19 protein-coding genes and 1 pseudogene are annotated in these 15,428 nt (G+C 36.5%); 6 read left to right on the top strand and 14 right to left on the bottom strand.

Annotated features, from left to right (window positions below; genetic code table 11):
* Positions 1–19: 19 nt before the first annotated feature.
* From LC455_RS09710 to LC455_RS31900, 4 genes are all read right to left on the bottom strand, one after another.
* Entirely contained in the window at positions 20–595 is a 576-nt protein-coding gene (locus LC455_RS09710; protein ID WP_223590256.1) for a sulfurtransferase TusA family protein, read from the bottom strand.
* A gap of 117 nt (positions 596–712) precedes the next feature.
* Positions 713–1,192 (bottom strand): DsrE/DsrF/DrsH-like family protein, encoded by a 480-nt coding sequence (locus LC455_RS09715; RefSeq protein ID WP_223590259.1) that lies wholly within the window; start codon positions 1,190–1,192, stop codon positions 713–715.
* 69 nt (positions 1,193–1,261) lie between these two features.
* A complete protein-coding gene (locus LC455_RS09720) occupies positions 1,262–1,489 on the bottom strand; it encodes a sulfurtransferase TusA family protein (protein ID WP_223590261.1) in 228 nt (75 codons plus the stop codon).
* 193 nt (positions 1,490–1,682) lie between these two features.
* Positions 1,683–1,793 (bottom strand): hypothetical protein, encoded by a 111-nt coding sequence (locus LC455_RS31900; RefSeq protein WP_369075757.1) that lies wholly within the window; start codon positions 1,791–1,793, stop codon positions 1,683–1,685.
* A gap of 252 nt (positions 1,794–2,045) precedes the next feature.
* On the opposite strand from LC455_RS31900, the gene LC455_RS09730 reads away from it, so the two are divergent.
* On the top strand, positions 2,046–2,435 hold the full coding sequence (locus LC455_RS09730; RefSeq protein ID WP_223590264.1) for a c-type cytochrome: 390 nt from the start codon (positions 2,046–2,048) through the stop codon (positions 2,433–2,435).
* A gap of 590 nt (positions 2,436–3,025) precedes the next feature.
* Here LC455_RS09730 and LC455_RS09740 read toward each other — a convergent pair.
* The 4 genes from LC455_RS09740 to LC455_RS09755 all read right to left on the bottom strand — a co-directional run bounded on the left by LC455_RS09740 (position 3,026) and on the right by LC455_RS09755 (position 5,659).
* Complete coding sequence (locus LC455_RS09740; protein WP_223590266.1) at positions 3,026–3,577, bottom strand: DsbA family protein; 552 nt, start codon at positions 3,575–3,577, stop codon at positions 3,026–3,028.
* A gap of 177 nt (positions 3,578–3,754) precedes the next feature.
* Complete coding sequence (locus tag LC455_RS09745; RefSeq protein ID WP_223590267.1) at positions 3,755–4,159, bottom strand: DoxX family protein; 405 nt, start codon at positions 4,157–4,159, stop codon at positions 3,755–3,757.
* Between the two features lie 224 nt (positions 4,160–4,383).
* Positions 4,384–5,241 carry a M56 family metallopeptidase gene (locus tag LC455_RS09750; protein WP_223590269.1) on the bottom strand — a complete coding sequence of 286 codons (858 nt, stop codon included), beginning with the start codon at positions 5,239–5,241 and terminating at the stop codon, positions 4,384–4,386.
* Between the two features lies 1 nt (position 5,242).
* Complete coding sequence (locus LC455_RS09755) at positions 5,243–5,659, bottom strand: BlaI/MecI/CopY family transcriptional regulator (RefSeq protein WP_223590273.1); 417 nt, start codon at positions 5,657–5,659, stop codon at positions 5,243–5,245.
* Positions 5,660–5,971: 312 nt separating this feature from the next.
* Here LC455_RS09755 and LC455_RS09760 point away from each other — a divergent pair, with 312 nt between their 5' ends.
* Both LC455_RS09760 and LC455_RS09765 read left to right on the top strand, forming a co-directional pair.
* Complete coding sequence (locus LC455_RS09760; protein WP_223590275.1) at positions 5,972–6,460, top strand: DUF1259 domain-containing protein; 489 nt, start codon at positions 5,972–5,974, stop codon at positions 6,458–6,460.
* Positions 6,461–6,494: 34 nt separating this feature from the next.
* Positions 6,495–7,130 carry a DUF1259 domain-containing protein gene (locus tag LC455_RS09765; protein ID WP_223590278.1) on the top strand — a complete coding sequence of 212 codons (636 nt, stop codon included), beginning with the start codon at positions 6,495–6,497 and terminating at the stop codon, positions 7,128–7,130.
* Positions 7,131–7,185: 55 nt separating this feature from the next.
* Here LC455_RS09765 and LC455_RS31675 read toward each other — a convergent pair whose 3' ends face one another.
* The gene (locus tag LC455_RS31675; protein WP_223590281.1) at positions 7,186–7,584 is read right to left on the bottom strand and encodes a DoxX family protein; all 399 of its coding nucleotides are present in this window, start codon (positions 7,582–7,584) and stop codon (positions 7,186–7,188) included.
* A gap of 59 nt (positions 7,585–7,643) precedes the next feature.
* Between LC455_RS31675 and LC455_RS09775 the strand changes: the two genes are divergently transcribed.
* Complete coding sequence (locus tag LC455_RS09775; RefSeq protein WP_223590283.1) at positions 7,644–9,233, top strand: GMC family oxidoreductase; 1,590 nt, start codon at positions 7,644–7,646, stop codon at positions 9,231–9,233.
* 456 nt (positions 9,234–9,689) lie between these two features.
* On the opposite strand, the gene LC455_RS09780 is transcribed toward LC455_RS09775, so the two are convergent.
* Complete coding sequence (locus LC455_RS09780; protein ID WP_223590285.1) at positions 9,690–9,953, bottom strand: metal-sensitive transcriptional regulator; 264 nt, start codon at positions 9,951–9,953, stop codon at positions 9,690–9,692.
* A 204-nt stretch (positions 9,954–10,157) separates the two neighbouring features.
* Here LC455_RS09780 and LC455_RS09785 point away from each other — a divergent pair, with 204 nt between their 5' ends.
* Both LC455_RS09785 and LC455_RS09790 read left to right on the top strand, forming a co-directional pair.
* On the top strand, positions 10,158–10,424 hold the full coding sequence (locus tag LC455_RS09785; protein WP_223590288.1) for a ferritin-like domain-containing protein: 267 nt from the start codon (positions 10,158–10,160) through the stop codon (positions 10,422–10,424).
* A 35-nt stretch (positions 10,425–10,459) separates the two neighbouring features.
* Positions 10,460–10,834, top strand: a complete 375-nt coding sequence (locus LC455_RS09790; protein WP_440446387.1) for a spore coat protein — start codon at positions 10,460–10,462, stop codon at positions 10,832–10,834.
* Positions 10,835–10,912: 78 nt separating this feature from the next.
* On the opposite strand, the pseudogene LC455_RS09795 reads toward LC455_RS09790, so the two are convergent.
* The 4 genes and pseudogenes from LC455_RS09795 to LC455_RS09810 form a co-directional block, all read right to left on the bottom strand.
* A pseudogene (locus tag LC455_RS09795) lies at positions 10,913–13,255 on the bottom strand (cytochrome P450); the annotation flags it as partial.
* Positions 13,256–13,274: 19 nt separating this feature from the next.
* Positions 13,275–13,847, bottom strand: coding sequence for a TetR/AcrR family transcriptional regulator (locus LC455_RS09800; RefSeq protein ID WP_223590915.1), 573 nt, complete (start codon positions 13,845–13,847; stop codon positions 13,275–13,277).
* Positions 13,848–13,988: 141 nt separating this feature from the next.
* A complete protein-coding gene (locus LC455_RS09805; RefSeq protein WP_223590290.1) occupies positions 13,989–14,567 on the bottom strand; it encodes a GNAT family N-acetyltransferase in 579 nt (192 codons plus the stop codon).
* A gap of 43 nt (positions 14,568–14,610) precedes the next feature.
* The gene (locus tag LC455_RS09810) at positions 14,611–15,414 is read right to left on the bottom strand and encodes an RDD family protein (protein ID WP_223590293.1); all 804 of its coding nucleotides are present in this window, start codon (positions 15,412–15,414) and stop codon (positions 14,611–14,613) included.
* Positions 15,415–15,428 lie beyond the last annotated feature (14 nt).

Here is a 15,428-nt window from a genome sequence, read left to right on the forward strand (position 1 = left end):
ATAGTTAAAAAAATTTGTCTTAACGATTAATACCTGTAGTTTCACCAGTCCATTGATACATTCCTGGAACAACATTGACTACATTAGTAAAACCATTTTCCGTTAATTTTTGTGCCGCAAGATCGCTGCGATTTCCTGTCCGGCAAACTACAAAGATAGGATCTTGTTTGTTTAATTCATTTAATCTGTCTTCCAGTTCACCTAATGGAATAGAGATCGAGCTAGGAATATGGTTAAAAGCATATTCTGCATATTCTCTTACATCGACTACTACGATATTTTCATTTGCATTAAGCATTTTCTCTAGTTCTTCATTATTGATAACATTTGGGTGATTTTTTTCATTGAATTCATCATTAGAAGATTTCCGAAGGTAATGCTTCAATACTTCGCCTTCCTCGATAGTTCCCAAATATTGATGCCCCGAACTTTCACTCCATGCTTTCATGTCCGCTCTGGACCCTTTATCTGTAGCTTGAACTTCTAATACTTGTCCTGCCACTAAGTTATTCATTGCTTTTTTTGTTCTTACAATCGGCATTGGACAAGCTAATCCTTTTGCATCTAAAGTTACGTTTACTTTTATGTTATTCATGATTGACCTCCTGTTTTTATACCTATAAGGGTATTATTCTTGTTAAAAAAATTTATTCAACTTTACCTTCCCAAGCAAGCATCCCGCCAGTTACACTCATACCGCCTTTGACATTCGTTAAATAAACAGGTTTACATTACCTTCCTCTGCATCTGCTAAGTAAGCAGCGACTCCTGCATATTCAATATCATCTAACAGCTCTTCCTCTTTAAGACCTAACAAATCCATTGTCATGGTACATGCTACAAGTTTTACATCCTGCTCTTGTGCCATTTCGATTAATTGAGGTAAAGACATCGCATTGTGCTTTTTCATAATATCTTTAATCATTTTGGGACCAAACCCAGCAAAGTTCATTTTGGAAAGACCCATTTTATCAGCGCCTCTTGGCATCATTTTCCCAAACATTTTTTCCATGAATCCCTTTTTTACCGGAATATTTTCATCTTTACGTAAGGTATTTAATCCCCAAAACGTATGAAAAATGGTTACTTTGTGATCATAAGCAGCTGCACCATTTACAATAATATAAGCAGCCATTGCTTTGTCATAATCTCCGCTAAATAAAACGATTGTTGTCTTTTTCTTTTCTGTCATTTTGTGACCCCCTGATAGTTAATGTATAAACATCATATACTGGTATGGGTATATCATGATTTAAAAAAATTATTCTTTTTTAATCCAAAATTTTAATACCTTGTTTTCTTCTTCATATTTCAATAATTCATGACCACCAGATTTAGCCCAAGCGGTAAGATCATTCTTAGCGCCTTTATCCGTAGTATGGATTTCCAATACTTGGCCGGTTTCAAGTTCATTTATCGCCTTCTTTGTTTTAACAATTGGCATTGGACAAGCTAAACCTTTAGCATCAACTACTTTTGTAACATTCATTATTTATTCCTCCTTATAATTATTTACCATTACCCCTAAGGGTATTTGTTAGTGAAAATAAAAGAGGGTGTCAACCCTTTTTTAATTGATACCTGTTAAAATTACTGATGTCAACTATGCTTCTTTCAATGAAACAATGTCATTAACAAGCTTTATATTATACCCCTATAGGTATAATGTCAATAGATAAATTTTAAAATAAGACTATTACGTTATTACGAAATAGTCTTTTTAACCAAATTAGGTAACCTCCGCCTATTTCTGCCAAACCTGCTAGAACAAATAAAACGATTGCATTAATAATTTAAACCACTCCTATTGTTTGAGATTATATATTAAATCATAAGGTATCTTTGCCCTAATGTCCTTCTTGTTTTACTTTATAACAGAAAAGCCATCAAAAAAACGAAGTTTTCCTCTTTCATGCGTAGTTTCCTTTTAACTGCCCATACTTATATCATAGGGTATTTCGGCTTACTTGTTTGTAAGGTTAGAATAAGTTTGCACATCATTTTTCATTTCTTGTATCAAAGCAAGATAATTAGGAGGCGATTTTATGAAAACTGTTTTGATTACCCTGGCCATCCTTGTGATAGGAATTGGCGGATTTTTTATACTAAGTAATGTGCAAGACCAAAGAGAAGTGGCAAAAGAAACGCCTGGTCAGAATGAGGCCAAAGAACCACCTGCTCAAAATGAAGGTCAACAAGAAGGAGGAGCAGTATCCAAAGTGGACGGAGAATCCATCTATAAAAGCACTTGTGTAGGCTGTCACGGAGATCAATACCAAGGCGGAGTCGGGCCTTCTTTAAAAGGTGTCGGTTCCCGTTTATCGGAAAAGGAACTCGAGAACATCGTACAACACGGACGAGGCAATATGCCGTCTGGCTTGGTGTCCAAAGAGGATGCGCCAGGAATGGCCGCATGGCTGAAAACATTAAAATAATCTCCGCTGAATACAATAAAAGAGGGAACTTGAATGAAATTAAGTTCCCTCTCGTCTGTTATTGCATGTATTCACTAATCTCAAGCACGTTAGCAAATGCCCCTCAAAATGAAAGAAACTCCAACAGAATGCTGGAAGATTCTTAAGCTCCTTAAGCAAAGCCGTAAGTTTGTTCCCAGCTTTCTCTCCATATACTGGCTTTACAGCATTCCCAATCTCCTCCTGATTTTTCAAAAGCCTTTTCAGTACCTGTTTTTGATCCTCCGCTCCAGCTGTTGTTGCACTTGTAATATAATTACTTGTCCACAATACATGATCAATCCAAAGTCTCCTGAATTTATTTTCGAACTTTACCTCAGATTGGCTAATGGATTTTACCTGCGGTTTAGCGTATGCACTGGTGGTTCCAGCTATCATGTTTTTTTAGAGGAAATAACAAAATCAATCCCATCAACAATATTTTTCTCATAAAACCTTTTCCCTCCAATGTTAAAATGTACCTTTTTATTATTCGTATATACGGGATTTTTATATTCATTCTGCAAAAAACCTTACCATTAATGTCGGTAAGGTAATGCTGTATTACAAAATTATTCTTTTGCTGCTTCGTTTACTCTTTCCTTGAAATCATCATAGGTATTCCCTTCAAATTTTACACCATTAATAAAAATGGTGGGGGTACTAGTAATACTTAAATTATTAGCAGCGTTCATATCTTTTTCCCATGCCTCTTTTGTTTGCCCATTATTATAAGAGCTGACCACTTTTTTCACTTCTGCATCAGAGGCAATTTCACCCAATATTTCCTTTAGGAAAGATTCTGTATAAATATCCATTTGCTCTGCTTTAGAATCATCTGGTTGTTTTTTATATAATAGCTCATGGAGCTGCCAAAACTTTTCGTTTCCTAACTCTTTAAATACTGCTTCCGCAAATTTTGCAGACCGAGTAGAATCAACATTGATAAACGAATAATTCATAAAATAAAACGAAGCCTTCCCAGTATCGATAAAATCCTTTTGGATATTCGGAAGAAGCGAATCATTAAAATTTTTACAATAGGGACATTTGTAATCACCAAATTCAACTATCTTAACAGGAGCAGACGTTTCCCCTAAAACTGGCTGTCCTTCGTAGTCCATTGCTTCTTGTTTTGCTGTATTTGATAAAAATATTAAACCGAAGAGACATACAGCTATTAAACCAATCACTCTGAAAATAAATTTTGATTGTTTTTTCGATTGTATTGTTTTTTTGTTACTGAAGCCATCTATTTTCCCTCTTTCTTAGTTTTGTAATCACTCAAAGAATTCAACATTTTATTGTTGATTTTTAGCAAACAATTTTGAATCTAGAGAAAGAGTAGAATTAGAATTCAGGAATAAAAAGACTGCCATAACTGCAAAAGCAAGATCTAATTCATAACCGGCACCTTGTCCATTTCCCATAAAACCTGCTGCTAATTTTACTTTTAGAATAGCCCCCATCATGATAAATAAAAAGAGCGCTGCTATGTATCGAGTACCAAATCCGATTATTAACAACAGTCCGCCAATTAATTCAATAATCGCTACTGCGTATGCCACAAAGCCTGGTATTCCAATACTGTCAAACCAGCCGACCGTATTGCTTATACCACTTTGAAACTTTGAAACACCATGAATAAAGAATGACAATCCTAAAAATACTCTCAAAATAAATACCCCAACATCTGTTTTTTTCAATTTTGCTGCTCCTTTCTTTTACATCTTTTTTTAGAAAGCTCACTAAACACTACAATTTGTAGTGTAAGTTAAAAGAGTATTTCCTTTTAAAAGAAAATAACTTCCTCGACACACTACTCATTGTAGTGCAAATAGTGATTATTGGTCAAGAATTATTAATCATTAAAAGTTAGTTTGTAACCCATTTAAATTAAGAAAGGATTGGATTTGGCTCCAACCCTTTCTTATGCAATAACTAAGATAAATAAGATTAATATAAAAACATTTAACGAAATAATAATCGAACCAGTGTCAACTTTAACAGGGATGGTTTGTTGAGGATCAATCAGTTGTTTAAGCCTGTAATCGACTGTTTCATCGGCAAACTGGACAAGAGATGTAGTTGGATTTGAATTAAAGTTCAATTTCTTCTTGATTAACTTTAATAGCGCACTTCCCAAACCAAGTTCAGAACCCATTCGATTAATCGCAAATTCATCTGCAGCCAGTTCAATTAAAATCCTATAATTCTGATACGACCATTTTGTAAGAGGGATATACCACATCACTTCAGAAATGATTTGTAAAATAAATATTTTTATACCATCAAAATATTTCTGGTGTGAAGTTTCGTGATATATTACTGCTTCTAATTCCTTCGAGTCTAACATTTCGATTAATGTATTGGAAAGCACTATTATTGGTTTACAAAAACCAAAAGTAAATGCCAATAACTCATTATTTTCAATAACGACAATGTCTTCATTTATTCTATTAAACATTTTATTCAAATGTTTAGATTTATCATTATTAATATGTTGTAGCAATTTTTTACGAAATGACCTTAAAATAATGATCTGATTAACAACCTTTTTACCAATAATGATTACGGAATAAAAAATGTAGAAGTTTACTATAAGCACAATTGCATAATAGGCAAAGGTTCCTCTTTCAAATAAACTTACGCAAAAATTAAAAATATTAAACAGCTCGATAGGCCCAAATAGGATATTTATCAAGTACATAACCATTTGGACATTCAAAATGATGGCAAAGAAAAGGGCTAATCCTAATACCGCAATTGATTTATGTTTCCAGGCCATTTCATTTTCTGTCCTTTTTTAATTGTTCCAGTTTATACTCGAGTTTTTGCAATAAAAGATCATCAACATCTTTTAAGGAATCCAGCATATGATTGACGACTAGTCCCCCAAATTCATCCAAAAGATTTTCCGTTAACTTCTTTGATTGGTGGTTAATAAAATCTTCTTTGGATTTTAAAGGTTTAAAGAGAGACGTTCTTCTCTCTAATCTTTTCGTAAGGATGTTTTTATCAACAAGACGATTCATTACCGTCATAACTGTATTAAAATTTATAGGCTTCTCGTTTTCTAATTGATGCTGGACTTCTTTTATACTCATCTCATTGCCGTTCCAAAGAATGTTCATGATCTTGGCCTCGAGTGGACCGAAAAAGCGATTTAGTCCTTCTTGGTCAAAACGAAAATTATTAATTGTCATAAAAAAACCACCCTTCCATTACAAATTGTAGTGTAATAGTTATTATTTTTCAATCCGATTTTATGTCTACTAAAGTTCAATACACCCAATATTGCAACTGCAACGCAAAAAAGCCAACAGTTAACTGTTGACTCTCGTAAAAAAATAATCTCTAAAAATAATATGTTGGTATAATAATCAAATGAAATTTTATTAACTCATTTACTCAAAATTTTTTAAAAAAAGATTTTTGTCCTCAGTCACTAGTCCATTCTTGTCCAAAATCCCTGCATAAACTGTTAAGTGAGATTGGTTGGACAAGGAGGTGATAAATTGGAAAGAAATAATTTCAATAATGAAATGGGAGCAAGTTCAGTATGGCGTCCGGCACAAAGAAATAGTAACCGTAATTCTGTTGCAGGCATCAGTACTTCAACATGCCAACGATTAGCCGATATTATTGGAGGTATAGTCATCGCGTCAACGCCAGCATGTGTGGTTCAGCGCCTTCGTAATATAAATGCTACGATTTTAGGGCGCCGCACTCAATCCCCATTAGCCCTGCCATTTGCTCTATCCTTTGAAAACAATGTAAGAGGAAGAACCCTTAACCTTGGGGAAACTGTACTCCTTCAAAGAGAAGCTAATGCTTTGATGGATGCATTACAAAGAAGAGGCCTTATCGTTACTGCTTTCCATAACCACTGGCTTTTTGAAGAACCGCGGTTAATGTATATGCATTGGGAGAACGTTGGAGATCCGTTTGAGTTCGCCATAAATAGTTTTGAAGCTGCAAAAGAGGCAGGTTTTTTTCGAAAATAATGGCTCATTAGACTAGGACAAGGAGGTGATTTTAATGGAAAGAAGAGACGTTTTTGAAAATTGGTTCAGATCTTTTAATAGTGATACTGATATAAGCTCTTTTGATAGAAATCAGATGGAATCAGAAATGGAATTAGAAATGGAATCAAGCCCCAGAATGACTGGGCATCATTCAAATAGAAGCGTTAGCAATCAGATGGATATGGAAATTGAATCTAGTTCAAACCTTACAGGGCATCACTCAAGCAAAAGAATGACAAGTACTTCTCGTGGTGATGTTAGGAATATAAGTGCTTCAACCTGCCAACGATTGGCCAATATTATCGGCGGAGAGGTTATTTCAGCAGCACCTGTGTGTACTGTAATGCGCCTGCGAAATATTAAAGCAACGATTTTAGGTCGCCGCACGCGTTCCCCACTTGCACTTCCGTTTATGTTATCCTTTGAAAATAATGGTCTAAATCTTGGTGAATCGGTTATTCTCCAAAGAGAACTTAATCGATTTATTGCAGCATTACGGAAAAGAGGCCTTATCGTAACAGCCTTTCATAACCATTGGCTGTTTGAAAATCCACGTTTAATGTATATTCATTGGGAGAATGTTGGCATGTCTGCGGAAGATTTTGCTAGAAATAGCATTGCTGCTGCAAGAGAAGCAGGTCTGTTCTAAGAGAAAGCCATTTGTGAAAATTTAAAAATCACAAATGGCTTTTATTGTTTTTTTCCTATGCAGCTTTTCTTATTTCATTTGAATCCTTTTTAGAAAATAATTGATCGATTGATAATAACTTACTGCCGCTGATTACTAGAAAAACTGCCATTGCCAAAAACCCTAAATCTAATTCATATCCTGCCATTTGACCATTTCCTAATAATCCAACAGAAAGTTTTACTTTTAGTATTGCCCCAATCATTAATAAAGAAAATAAAGCAGAAACAATTCTTGTTCCCAATCCAATAATTAAAGCGATGCCCCCATTCATTAATATGAAATAAAGTTCCCTATTAGAAAACCATATAAGAAGATGAAATTCAATTAAAATGTCCAAATTATTTTTAAGCTTCACTATTAAATAGACTCGTAATATATATATAAATATTTTGACTAAAATGGTTATCTTCACCTACTTCTTCCCCATCAATTATTCATAAGATAAATAAACGAAATAAGGGAGAATAACATATGGCTTCGAATCAATCAAAATTAACTTTTGATTATGTTGTTGTCGGGACAGGGCCTGCTGGTGCAGTGATTGCTAAGACACTTACGGATGATAAAAAAACTTCTGTTTTAGTAATAGAAGCAGGAGAAAATAATGATCGCGATAAACCTATTAGAGATTCCAGGTTTGCTCCGGAACTAGAAGAGGAATTTTTTCCGCAGTATTTTTGGCAAGGAGAAGGAGTACCGCAAGAAAATGTGGATGATCTAACTTTTGAATGGACAACCGGCCGACTTTCTGGCGGAGGGTCTTCCATTAATGGGGAACAGTATGTCAGACCTACTCCTTCTGTTTTAAGAAAATGGGAAAAGCTTTTAGGTTCATTGTGGTCACCTGAAGAAGCAATTCATAGCTTTAACCAGCTGGAAGATTATCATGGAAAAACGAAAAATCCTGAAATTCATGGCTATAATGGCCGTTTAAATATCAGGCAAGCCCCTTCTAAACCGCCAAGCGTTACAAAAAAATTGGTTTCAGCAATCGAAAATGCCACTGGTTTTCCTAAAATACTTGATTATAATGACCCCAGGACTCCTCTTGGTCCATTTTACCGCTGGCAACTATATCAAAAAACAAATGGAGAGCGTGAAAGTGCATCAACGGCATTTTTATCTTCAGACATTATGACTCCTGATGGAATCGGAGTAAACGGACGAAAATTAAGGGTTTTTTATAAATCAACGGCCCTTCGTATTCTTTTCGAAGGAAAAAAGGCAGTTGGAATTGAATTTCTCAAAGAGGGGCAAAAGGTACAAGCATTTGCCCGCAAACAAGTGATTATCTCTGCAGGAATCAACAGTGCCCAGCTACTGATGCTATCCGGAATCGGCCCTTCCAGAGATTTAAAACAGGCCGGCATACCAATTGTTTTTGAAAATCCCAATGTAGGTCAATTTTTAACGAATCATACGTTAAACACAGCTACGTTTTCCATGAATCAAGAGGATCTTCCTGAGTTTCAAAATGATCCGTTTGCCCTCTATACAGGCGGAGCCTTTTTACCTTCCCCACTTTCAAGGAACAAACGCCTCAGGGGTGTCCAACTAATTGGAATTGTGGCAGAAGGGCAATTAAATATTGCGATTCTATTTCTGATGCCGAAAAGCCGCGGTTCCATTAAAATACAGAATAATGATCCTTTGAAAATTGTCCTTGCTGATGAAGGATTCCTTGAAAACAAAGATGATCTAAATGCTATCAAAGCGATTTATAGGACTTATATAAAAAATATTGCAGAAAAGCTTTCGAAAATTGATTCAACATACCAACTAATAAATCCAACACTGGAAACCATTAACGATGATGAACAACTTGAAAACTTCATTAAAGAAAATTTCGGTCATAATCACCATCAACAAAGCTCACTAAGAATGGCACCAATTAATATGGGCGGTGTAGTAGATCGTTTTGGCCGAGTACATGGAGTCAATAATTTAATTGTTGCGGATGCCCAAACTATACCCTTTACTGTGGATGGCAACACATCTGCTTCAGCCTTCCTAATTGGATATACCATTGCTAAAGAAATATTAAAAGGAAATCTTGATTGAATAAACGATTCAACCACAAAAAAATGAGTGTCAAATTTATAAACAATTTTGACACTCATTTTTTGAATGGATAATCGTTACTAATTAAACCCGAAGCACTTTAAATTGCCCGCCTCCGAATACGGAGGTAATATAGTCAATTTTAGCATTATCAAAATAGACCTTGTCCCTTTCATTGACTAAAAAATGAATTCCATCTTGTTCTGTGATTTCATCATTACCTAAAGCTGACTCCTCCAGAGTCAGACGAAGCTGTGGCCCCCCTCAGCCAATTCCCATGGCTAAGCGGATAAGCGGCTTTTTTCCTTCGTCAATAACATCTTGAACTTCATTTGTAATTTTTACGATCGCAGCATGTGTAATTTTAACCATGATTGTTCCTCCCTATTTCTTATAAAACATCGGTTAATTCTATTGGCACCGACTATCCGTAACATTTCCTATATAAAGAATTGATTATCGACTTTTAACTAAAAGGTTTACGGCTTCTTTCACTAAATCTTCAGCACTCTTTCCATCAGACTCTTCAGCTTTTCGAACACATTCGACTAAATTTGAACTAACGATTACACCAATTGTTCGGTCAATCGCTGTTCTAGCTGCAGATAATTGAGTAATAACCTCTTTACAGTCCTTATCTTCTTCCATTAATCGTAAAATTCCTCTTAATTGCCCTTCAATCCGTTTTACTCTATTTTTAACCTTATCATTGTAATACATAGTAATTGCCTCCAGCTCCTGTTCCTTAATATTTTAAAATAAGGAACAACATTGACATACTTTATAATATACCCTAAAGGGTATATTGTCAAACAACCCTAAAAATGTTCTCATCCTAAAAGACTTTTGCAGTATTATGTATAAACTTTCTTGCCTGTAACACATTATGTATAGAATTGAATCAAATTTGAAAGGAGTCTTACTATGCAGAATAATCAAGTACCTATTCCCAATCCACCGCCTGCAATCACCACAAAAGATCTATCTTATATAAAGGATGCTTTATCCTGGGAGCTTTTAGCTTTTAAGAAATTTCATTTTTTAGCACAGAATGCAACCAATCCACAATTTAAGCAAGCGCTGGATAAAGCCGGACAAATGCATCAAAATCATTATCAACGTTTACTAACTCATCTACAGGTCGATAACAATTCGATATTAGCCAGCCTGCCTAAAACGCAGCAACAGTAATGGTATCCGAATTAATAACTATGGAGGTTCAGTGAATGCAAAATCAACAAATGCCAAATCAACAAATGCAAAGTCAGCAGTCGCAAAACCCAAATCAAATTGCCAACCCGCAAACCGGACAATTACCGAAAGTAAAAGGCCCTGAGATGAACGACCGTGACTTCGTTAATGATGGACTCAGCACTTGCAAGTATTTAACGGACAGCTTAAACACTGCTGTACGTGAAGCTAGCCACGAGAAGCTGCATGCTGATTTACTTCAAATTCTGAACGAAACGCACCAAAGCTGTCGGGAGCTGTATTTATTAATGTTTCAAAATGGCTGGTATAAGCTTGAAGCAGAAGAGCAGCAAAAAGTTGATCAAGCTTATCAGCAATTCAGCAGTTACTCTTCACAATTTCCATATTAAGTCGCAAAGCCTGGCCAGTTAAACCAGGCTTTTCCGATTCTTTTAAGTTGTTATTCGGGGTACCTTATTCAAATGCGGCAAGAGCGCCAAAAAACGTTCAAATGGCATTTCGCATGCCTCATACTTTTCAAGTAGGTCAAGCATCGTAACTTGATTCTCGACAATATGTTTTTGGTAAACCCCTTCGTGCACCAAAGCTTCTAATTCAGATTTATGAGGAGGACAAACTGTATACGCAGCTAGTTCCAGGATTTGTTCGCGGCTCACGGCTGCCTCTAAATTTACATATTGGCTTAGAAGCTCATGTAAACTTACAGGATAATTTAACGGCAAATGTGAAACTCCCATTCCATCTGTTGAGATAACCACTTGTTCATCCCCATTGAATTGAAAACGTCGGAGAATGCGATTGATATTAATTTGTACGACATCGTACTTCATAGATGAAAAAGAATCCTTTGAATTATGAATAACCTGAACCTTCAATTCCTTTCCCTCCGCTTCTCTAAGTTTATTGAGAGTTAAACCAAAAACCTTGCAAGCATCCTTCAATAATTGCGTTTTCCAAACTTCCACTTGTTTTTCAAATTCACCGCTTGCATTTGCTTCTCCTCGAATCGAAAATCTTTCAGCCCCTTTACTCGCAAGCTTTTCATCTATTAATCTCGGTATATCCTGATAGGTACTAGCCCAGTTACGGTCGCCGCATCCAAGCACCGCAAAACGAACTCCAGTTAATTCCCTTTCATCTGTCTGATCCAGCCATCGGACAAATTTCCGTGCATTCCTTGGCGGTTTACCGTTATAAGAGGAAGTGACGATAATTACGGCCCCTTCTTTTGGTAAACCTCCTACGTGCTCGTCAAGGGGTACTGCCTTGCTCTCAATTCCATGCAAGCGGGCATCTTCTGCCAGTTCGCGGGCAATCCGTTCTGCGGTCCCCATATTAGAACCGTACAATACCAGTAATAGTCTATTATTAATCCCTGAGATGGAATAACTTTTTCTTTCACTCTGTTTTTCGCGCGTAGTCATTTGTGGATTTTTAGCTTCATTTTCACGTAAACGAACCTGTAATGTAAAGTCATCCGGTTTCAACGTTAACGTCTGCTTGACTTTCAACTGATAGTTTCGATAATTAATCAGTTCAAAATGTTGCAAAATCATACCAAGAACCAACGTTGCTTCATGAAGGGCAAACTGCATGCCAATACAGGCTCGCTGTCCATTTCCGAAGGGTTTAAAGGCATCGTGTGGAATTTTATCATGATCTTCAAACCGTTCTGGCCGGAATAGTTCTGCATCTTCTCCCCAAGCTTCTTTATCCCGATGCAGCTGCGGCAGTAATATCGCAACCGTTTCATTTTTCTTAATTGGATATTTCCCACCAATGACCACATCCTCTTTTGCATAAAGGGCAAATTGCGGGGCTGTCGGATATAGCCGTAATGACTCATTTAAAATCATCCGAATATATTTAAGATTCAACACTTGCTCATAGGTTGGAACAGGGTTTGTCAGGACACGGTCCACTTCCTCATAGGCATTCTTAAGAACTTCAGGATTTTCTAACAACAAATTTAAGGCAAAGGATAATAATCCGCTCGTTGTTTCATGACCAGCAATTAAGAACGTAATAATCTGAAAGCGAATATTCTCATCGTCTAGCTGCTCCCCTGTATCTGGATCTTTCGCATTCAGCATCCTTGCGAGCAAATCGGTTTCTCCTTGGTCTCCCTTTGCTTTTCTATCCACAATAATCTGGTCCACTAAAGAAAACATTGTCCGGATATCCCGCTCAAACTGTTTTTTTGTTCGAAACATGAGTTTGTGCTGAATCGGAAGACGCGTACTCTGATGCATTGCCTCATTGAGGGCCCGGACCATACTGATGATAAAGGGATTATGGTTTTCACGATAAAAGCTGTTGAAACGATAGTTAAATCCGCATAGACCAATCGTGTCAAGTGTCAGCCTTGTCATATCATCCGGGACATCAATACTCTCATTTGGATTAAGACGTGCCCATTTTTGAACCAGCTGCATCGCAATGTCTGCCATCATTGAATGGTAGCCTTTCATGGCTTGCTGACTAAATGAAGGAAGCAGTATATTATGAGCCTTTTTCCAATTAGTCTCCTTAGTCCTGCTGGTAAATAACCCATCATTTCCTAAGGAACGCAGATTATATAAAGCACCTGCAATACTCTTGTCAAAACGAGGGTCCTTACAAACCTCGTCAACCAATTCATGACCTGATAGGAAGATAAGAGAAAAACCAAATGCCTCAAACCGAAAGATCGGTCCGTATTCATCAGCGAGTTTACAAAAAGACAGCGTCGGTGTATCTTTATCGATTAATGGTAAGTTACCAAGGGGACCAAAGGTTTTTGGCTGTGGAATTGCATTAAGATTTCCCATATAAAACTCCTTTCCATCCTCACCTAGGATTCTTTTTTCCTAATATTCCGTATAAAACAAAATCAGCCATTTCATCCGCCATGTTTTCCACAGGTATTTTCTCTTCAATTAAGTCTGCCTGCATTTTTTCAAAATTAAGAATGGACCAAATGGCGCTCGTTATCCCAAGTTCATATAGAAGGGATTGTATTGGTGATAAATCTTTGTTTGATATTTTTTCTAAAAGCTGTTTCAAATTTTGGTCATGACTATAAACCTGCTCCATAAACATTCTTGCCAGCTCCGGATGATTGGGAGACTCTCGGTAAAGAATATTGAAACTTTCGAGGTTGAGTCGAATCAAATCAATTCTTTCCTTGATTACGTTTTTAACCTCCTCTGGGGTTGGATTGGTTTTAACATGTGTGATATTCCAGATTGAAGGAGTGATGCAGGCAAGAAAAATTTCCTTTTTGCTTTTAAAATGTTTGTAAAGAGCAGCTTCTGAAACACCAACGCGGCGGGCGATTTCTGCAGTTGTTGCTGCGTTATATCCGCGTTCAGAAAATAATTCGCGAGCCTTAACAATTATTTTTTCTTTTGTATCCATCATGGTTGACACGTATATCACATCTTTCAGGTTAGTGAACACTTACTAACTAAATTTATATATTATTCAGAAAATTTAATCTAGGGATTAATGACCTATTTTATTAAAAAAACTGCCATTAAAAAGGCAGTTCAAGTACAGCATCTATTCAAAATTATCTAATATATTTTCATTATGAGAACCTTCTTTAAAGGTCAGAACCTCTTCGACAGGCTGATATGACTCACCATAAAAGTATTGATCCTTATAGGTGTGAATCAAGTCATATGTTTTTTTCATCGCTTCAAAAATCATCTCTTCAGATTCATTGTTTGGCGCCCAATAGAGTATTTCCATTGCATTGATTTCATTGGTCGCCAGCGACCGCCTTCTGTACCCGATGGAATGGGCATGTTCGAAACCTTCCCGTTTATAATAACGCAGCCGCTTTTCCGTATCACTGTCTTCGTAGTTAACTGGCTCCACTTCAAGAATAATCGGCTTTCCCTTTTGTTTCATTTTTTCCATTAGTTTATGACCAAGTCCCTGGCCGCGGGCATTTTTTGATACAAAGAGGTAATCGATAAAAACAAAATTGTCAAGTTCAACGTACATTAAAACATGATTGGGTCCCTCATCCTTATGATAAATATCCGAACGCTCTTTTAGCAGGGTTTCCATATGTTCTTTTGATTTCATTTCCTCAACTGGAAAGTATTGATTCAATTTTTCATACCAATGCATAGGTATACTCCTTTATGGAAAAATTTCATAAAGGAAGTATGTGTTAAATTTCAAACTCCCATTCATCTCTTAAGTTTAAATATAGGAGCAATAGAATGTTTTCTAATTCCCCGTCATCCATCTCTTCCACACCTAAGCCTATTTTCTGCAGCAAAATACCGGAAATCTGCTTTGTTAATGGATTCCTTTCCGATTCAGGTAATTGCTGAAACCGGCTGACGTATGTACTTATTAGCTTCCAATCCTTCATACTGAATGATTTTAACGCCCATTCGTCAATAGATAGCTCATTTTTGGATAAGCCTCTGCTTTCAATTTCTTTTTCTATGGGTGAAAGCTTCTTTTTCCGTTTCGCCTTGCGCTCGTGGACGACAATTGTGCCTGCAACGAGATCGCCTAGTCTTTTATGCTTTGAATGGAAAAATACCATGATCATGCCCAGTAAATAAGCTGTAGGCAAGGAATCAATGATCCGCAATAAATTACGGATAAAGCTTGAGAGCAAGGTGATGCTATGGCCATTTTCCTGAATGACTCTAATTCCCAATATCCTTTTCCCTATCGTCCTTCCGCCTGAAAAAAACTCAAAGGCAAAGAAATAGCCCCAATTAATGATAAACAAAGCAACGATCGTAATGGCAATAGGGATTGTATTCTCTGCAAAAAATATCGGAAGAAAAGTTTCATTGTTCATGATAATTACTAAGATAATAATAATTACGGCGTTAACTGCCCATAAAATTAATTGATCAATTAAAAAAGCGGCTGCCCGGCTCCCTAGACCTGAAAGCTGAAACTGCAGTGATACATATTCTGGTGTTTTGATATCCATTTTGTCCTGATTCAAAAGAAGTCCCCCTA

The sequence above is a fragment of the Neobacillus bataviensis genome, from assembly GCF_019969725.1.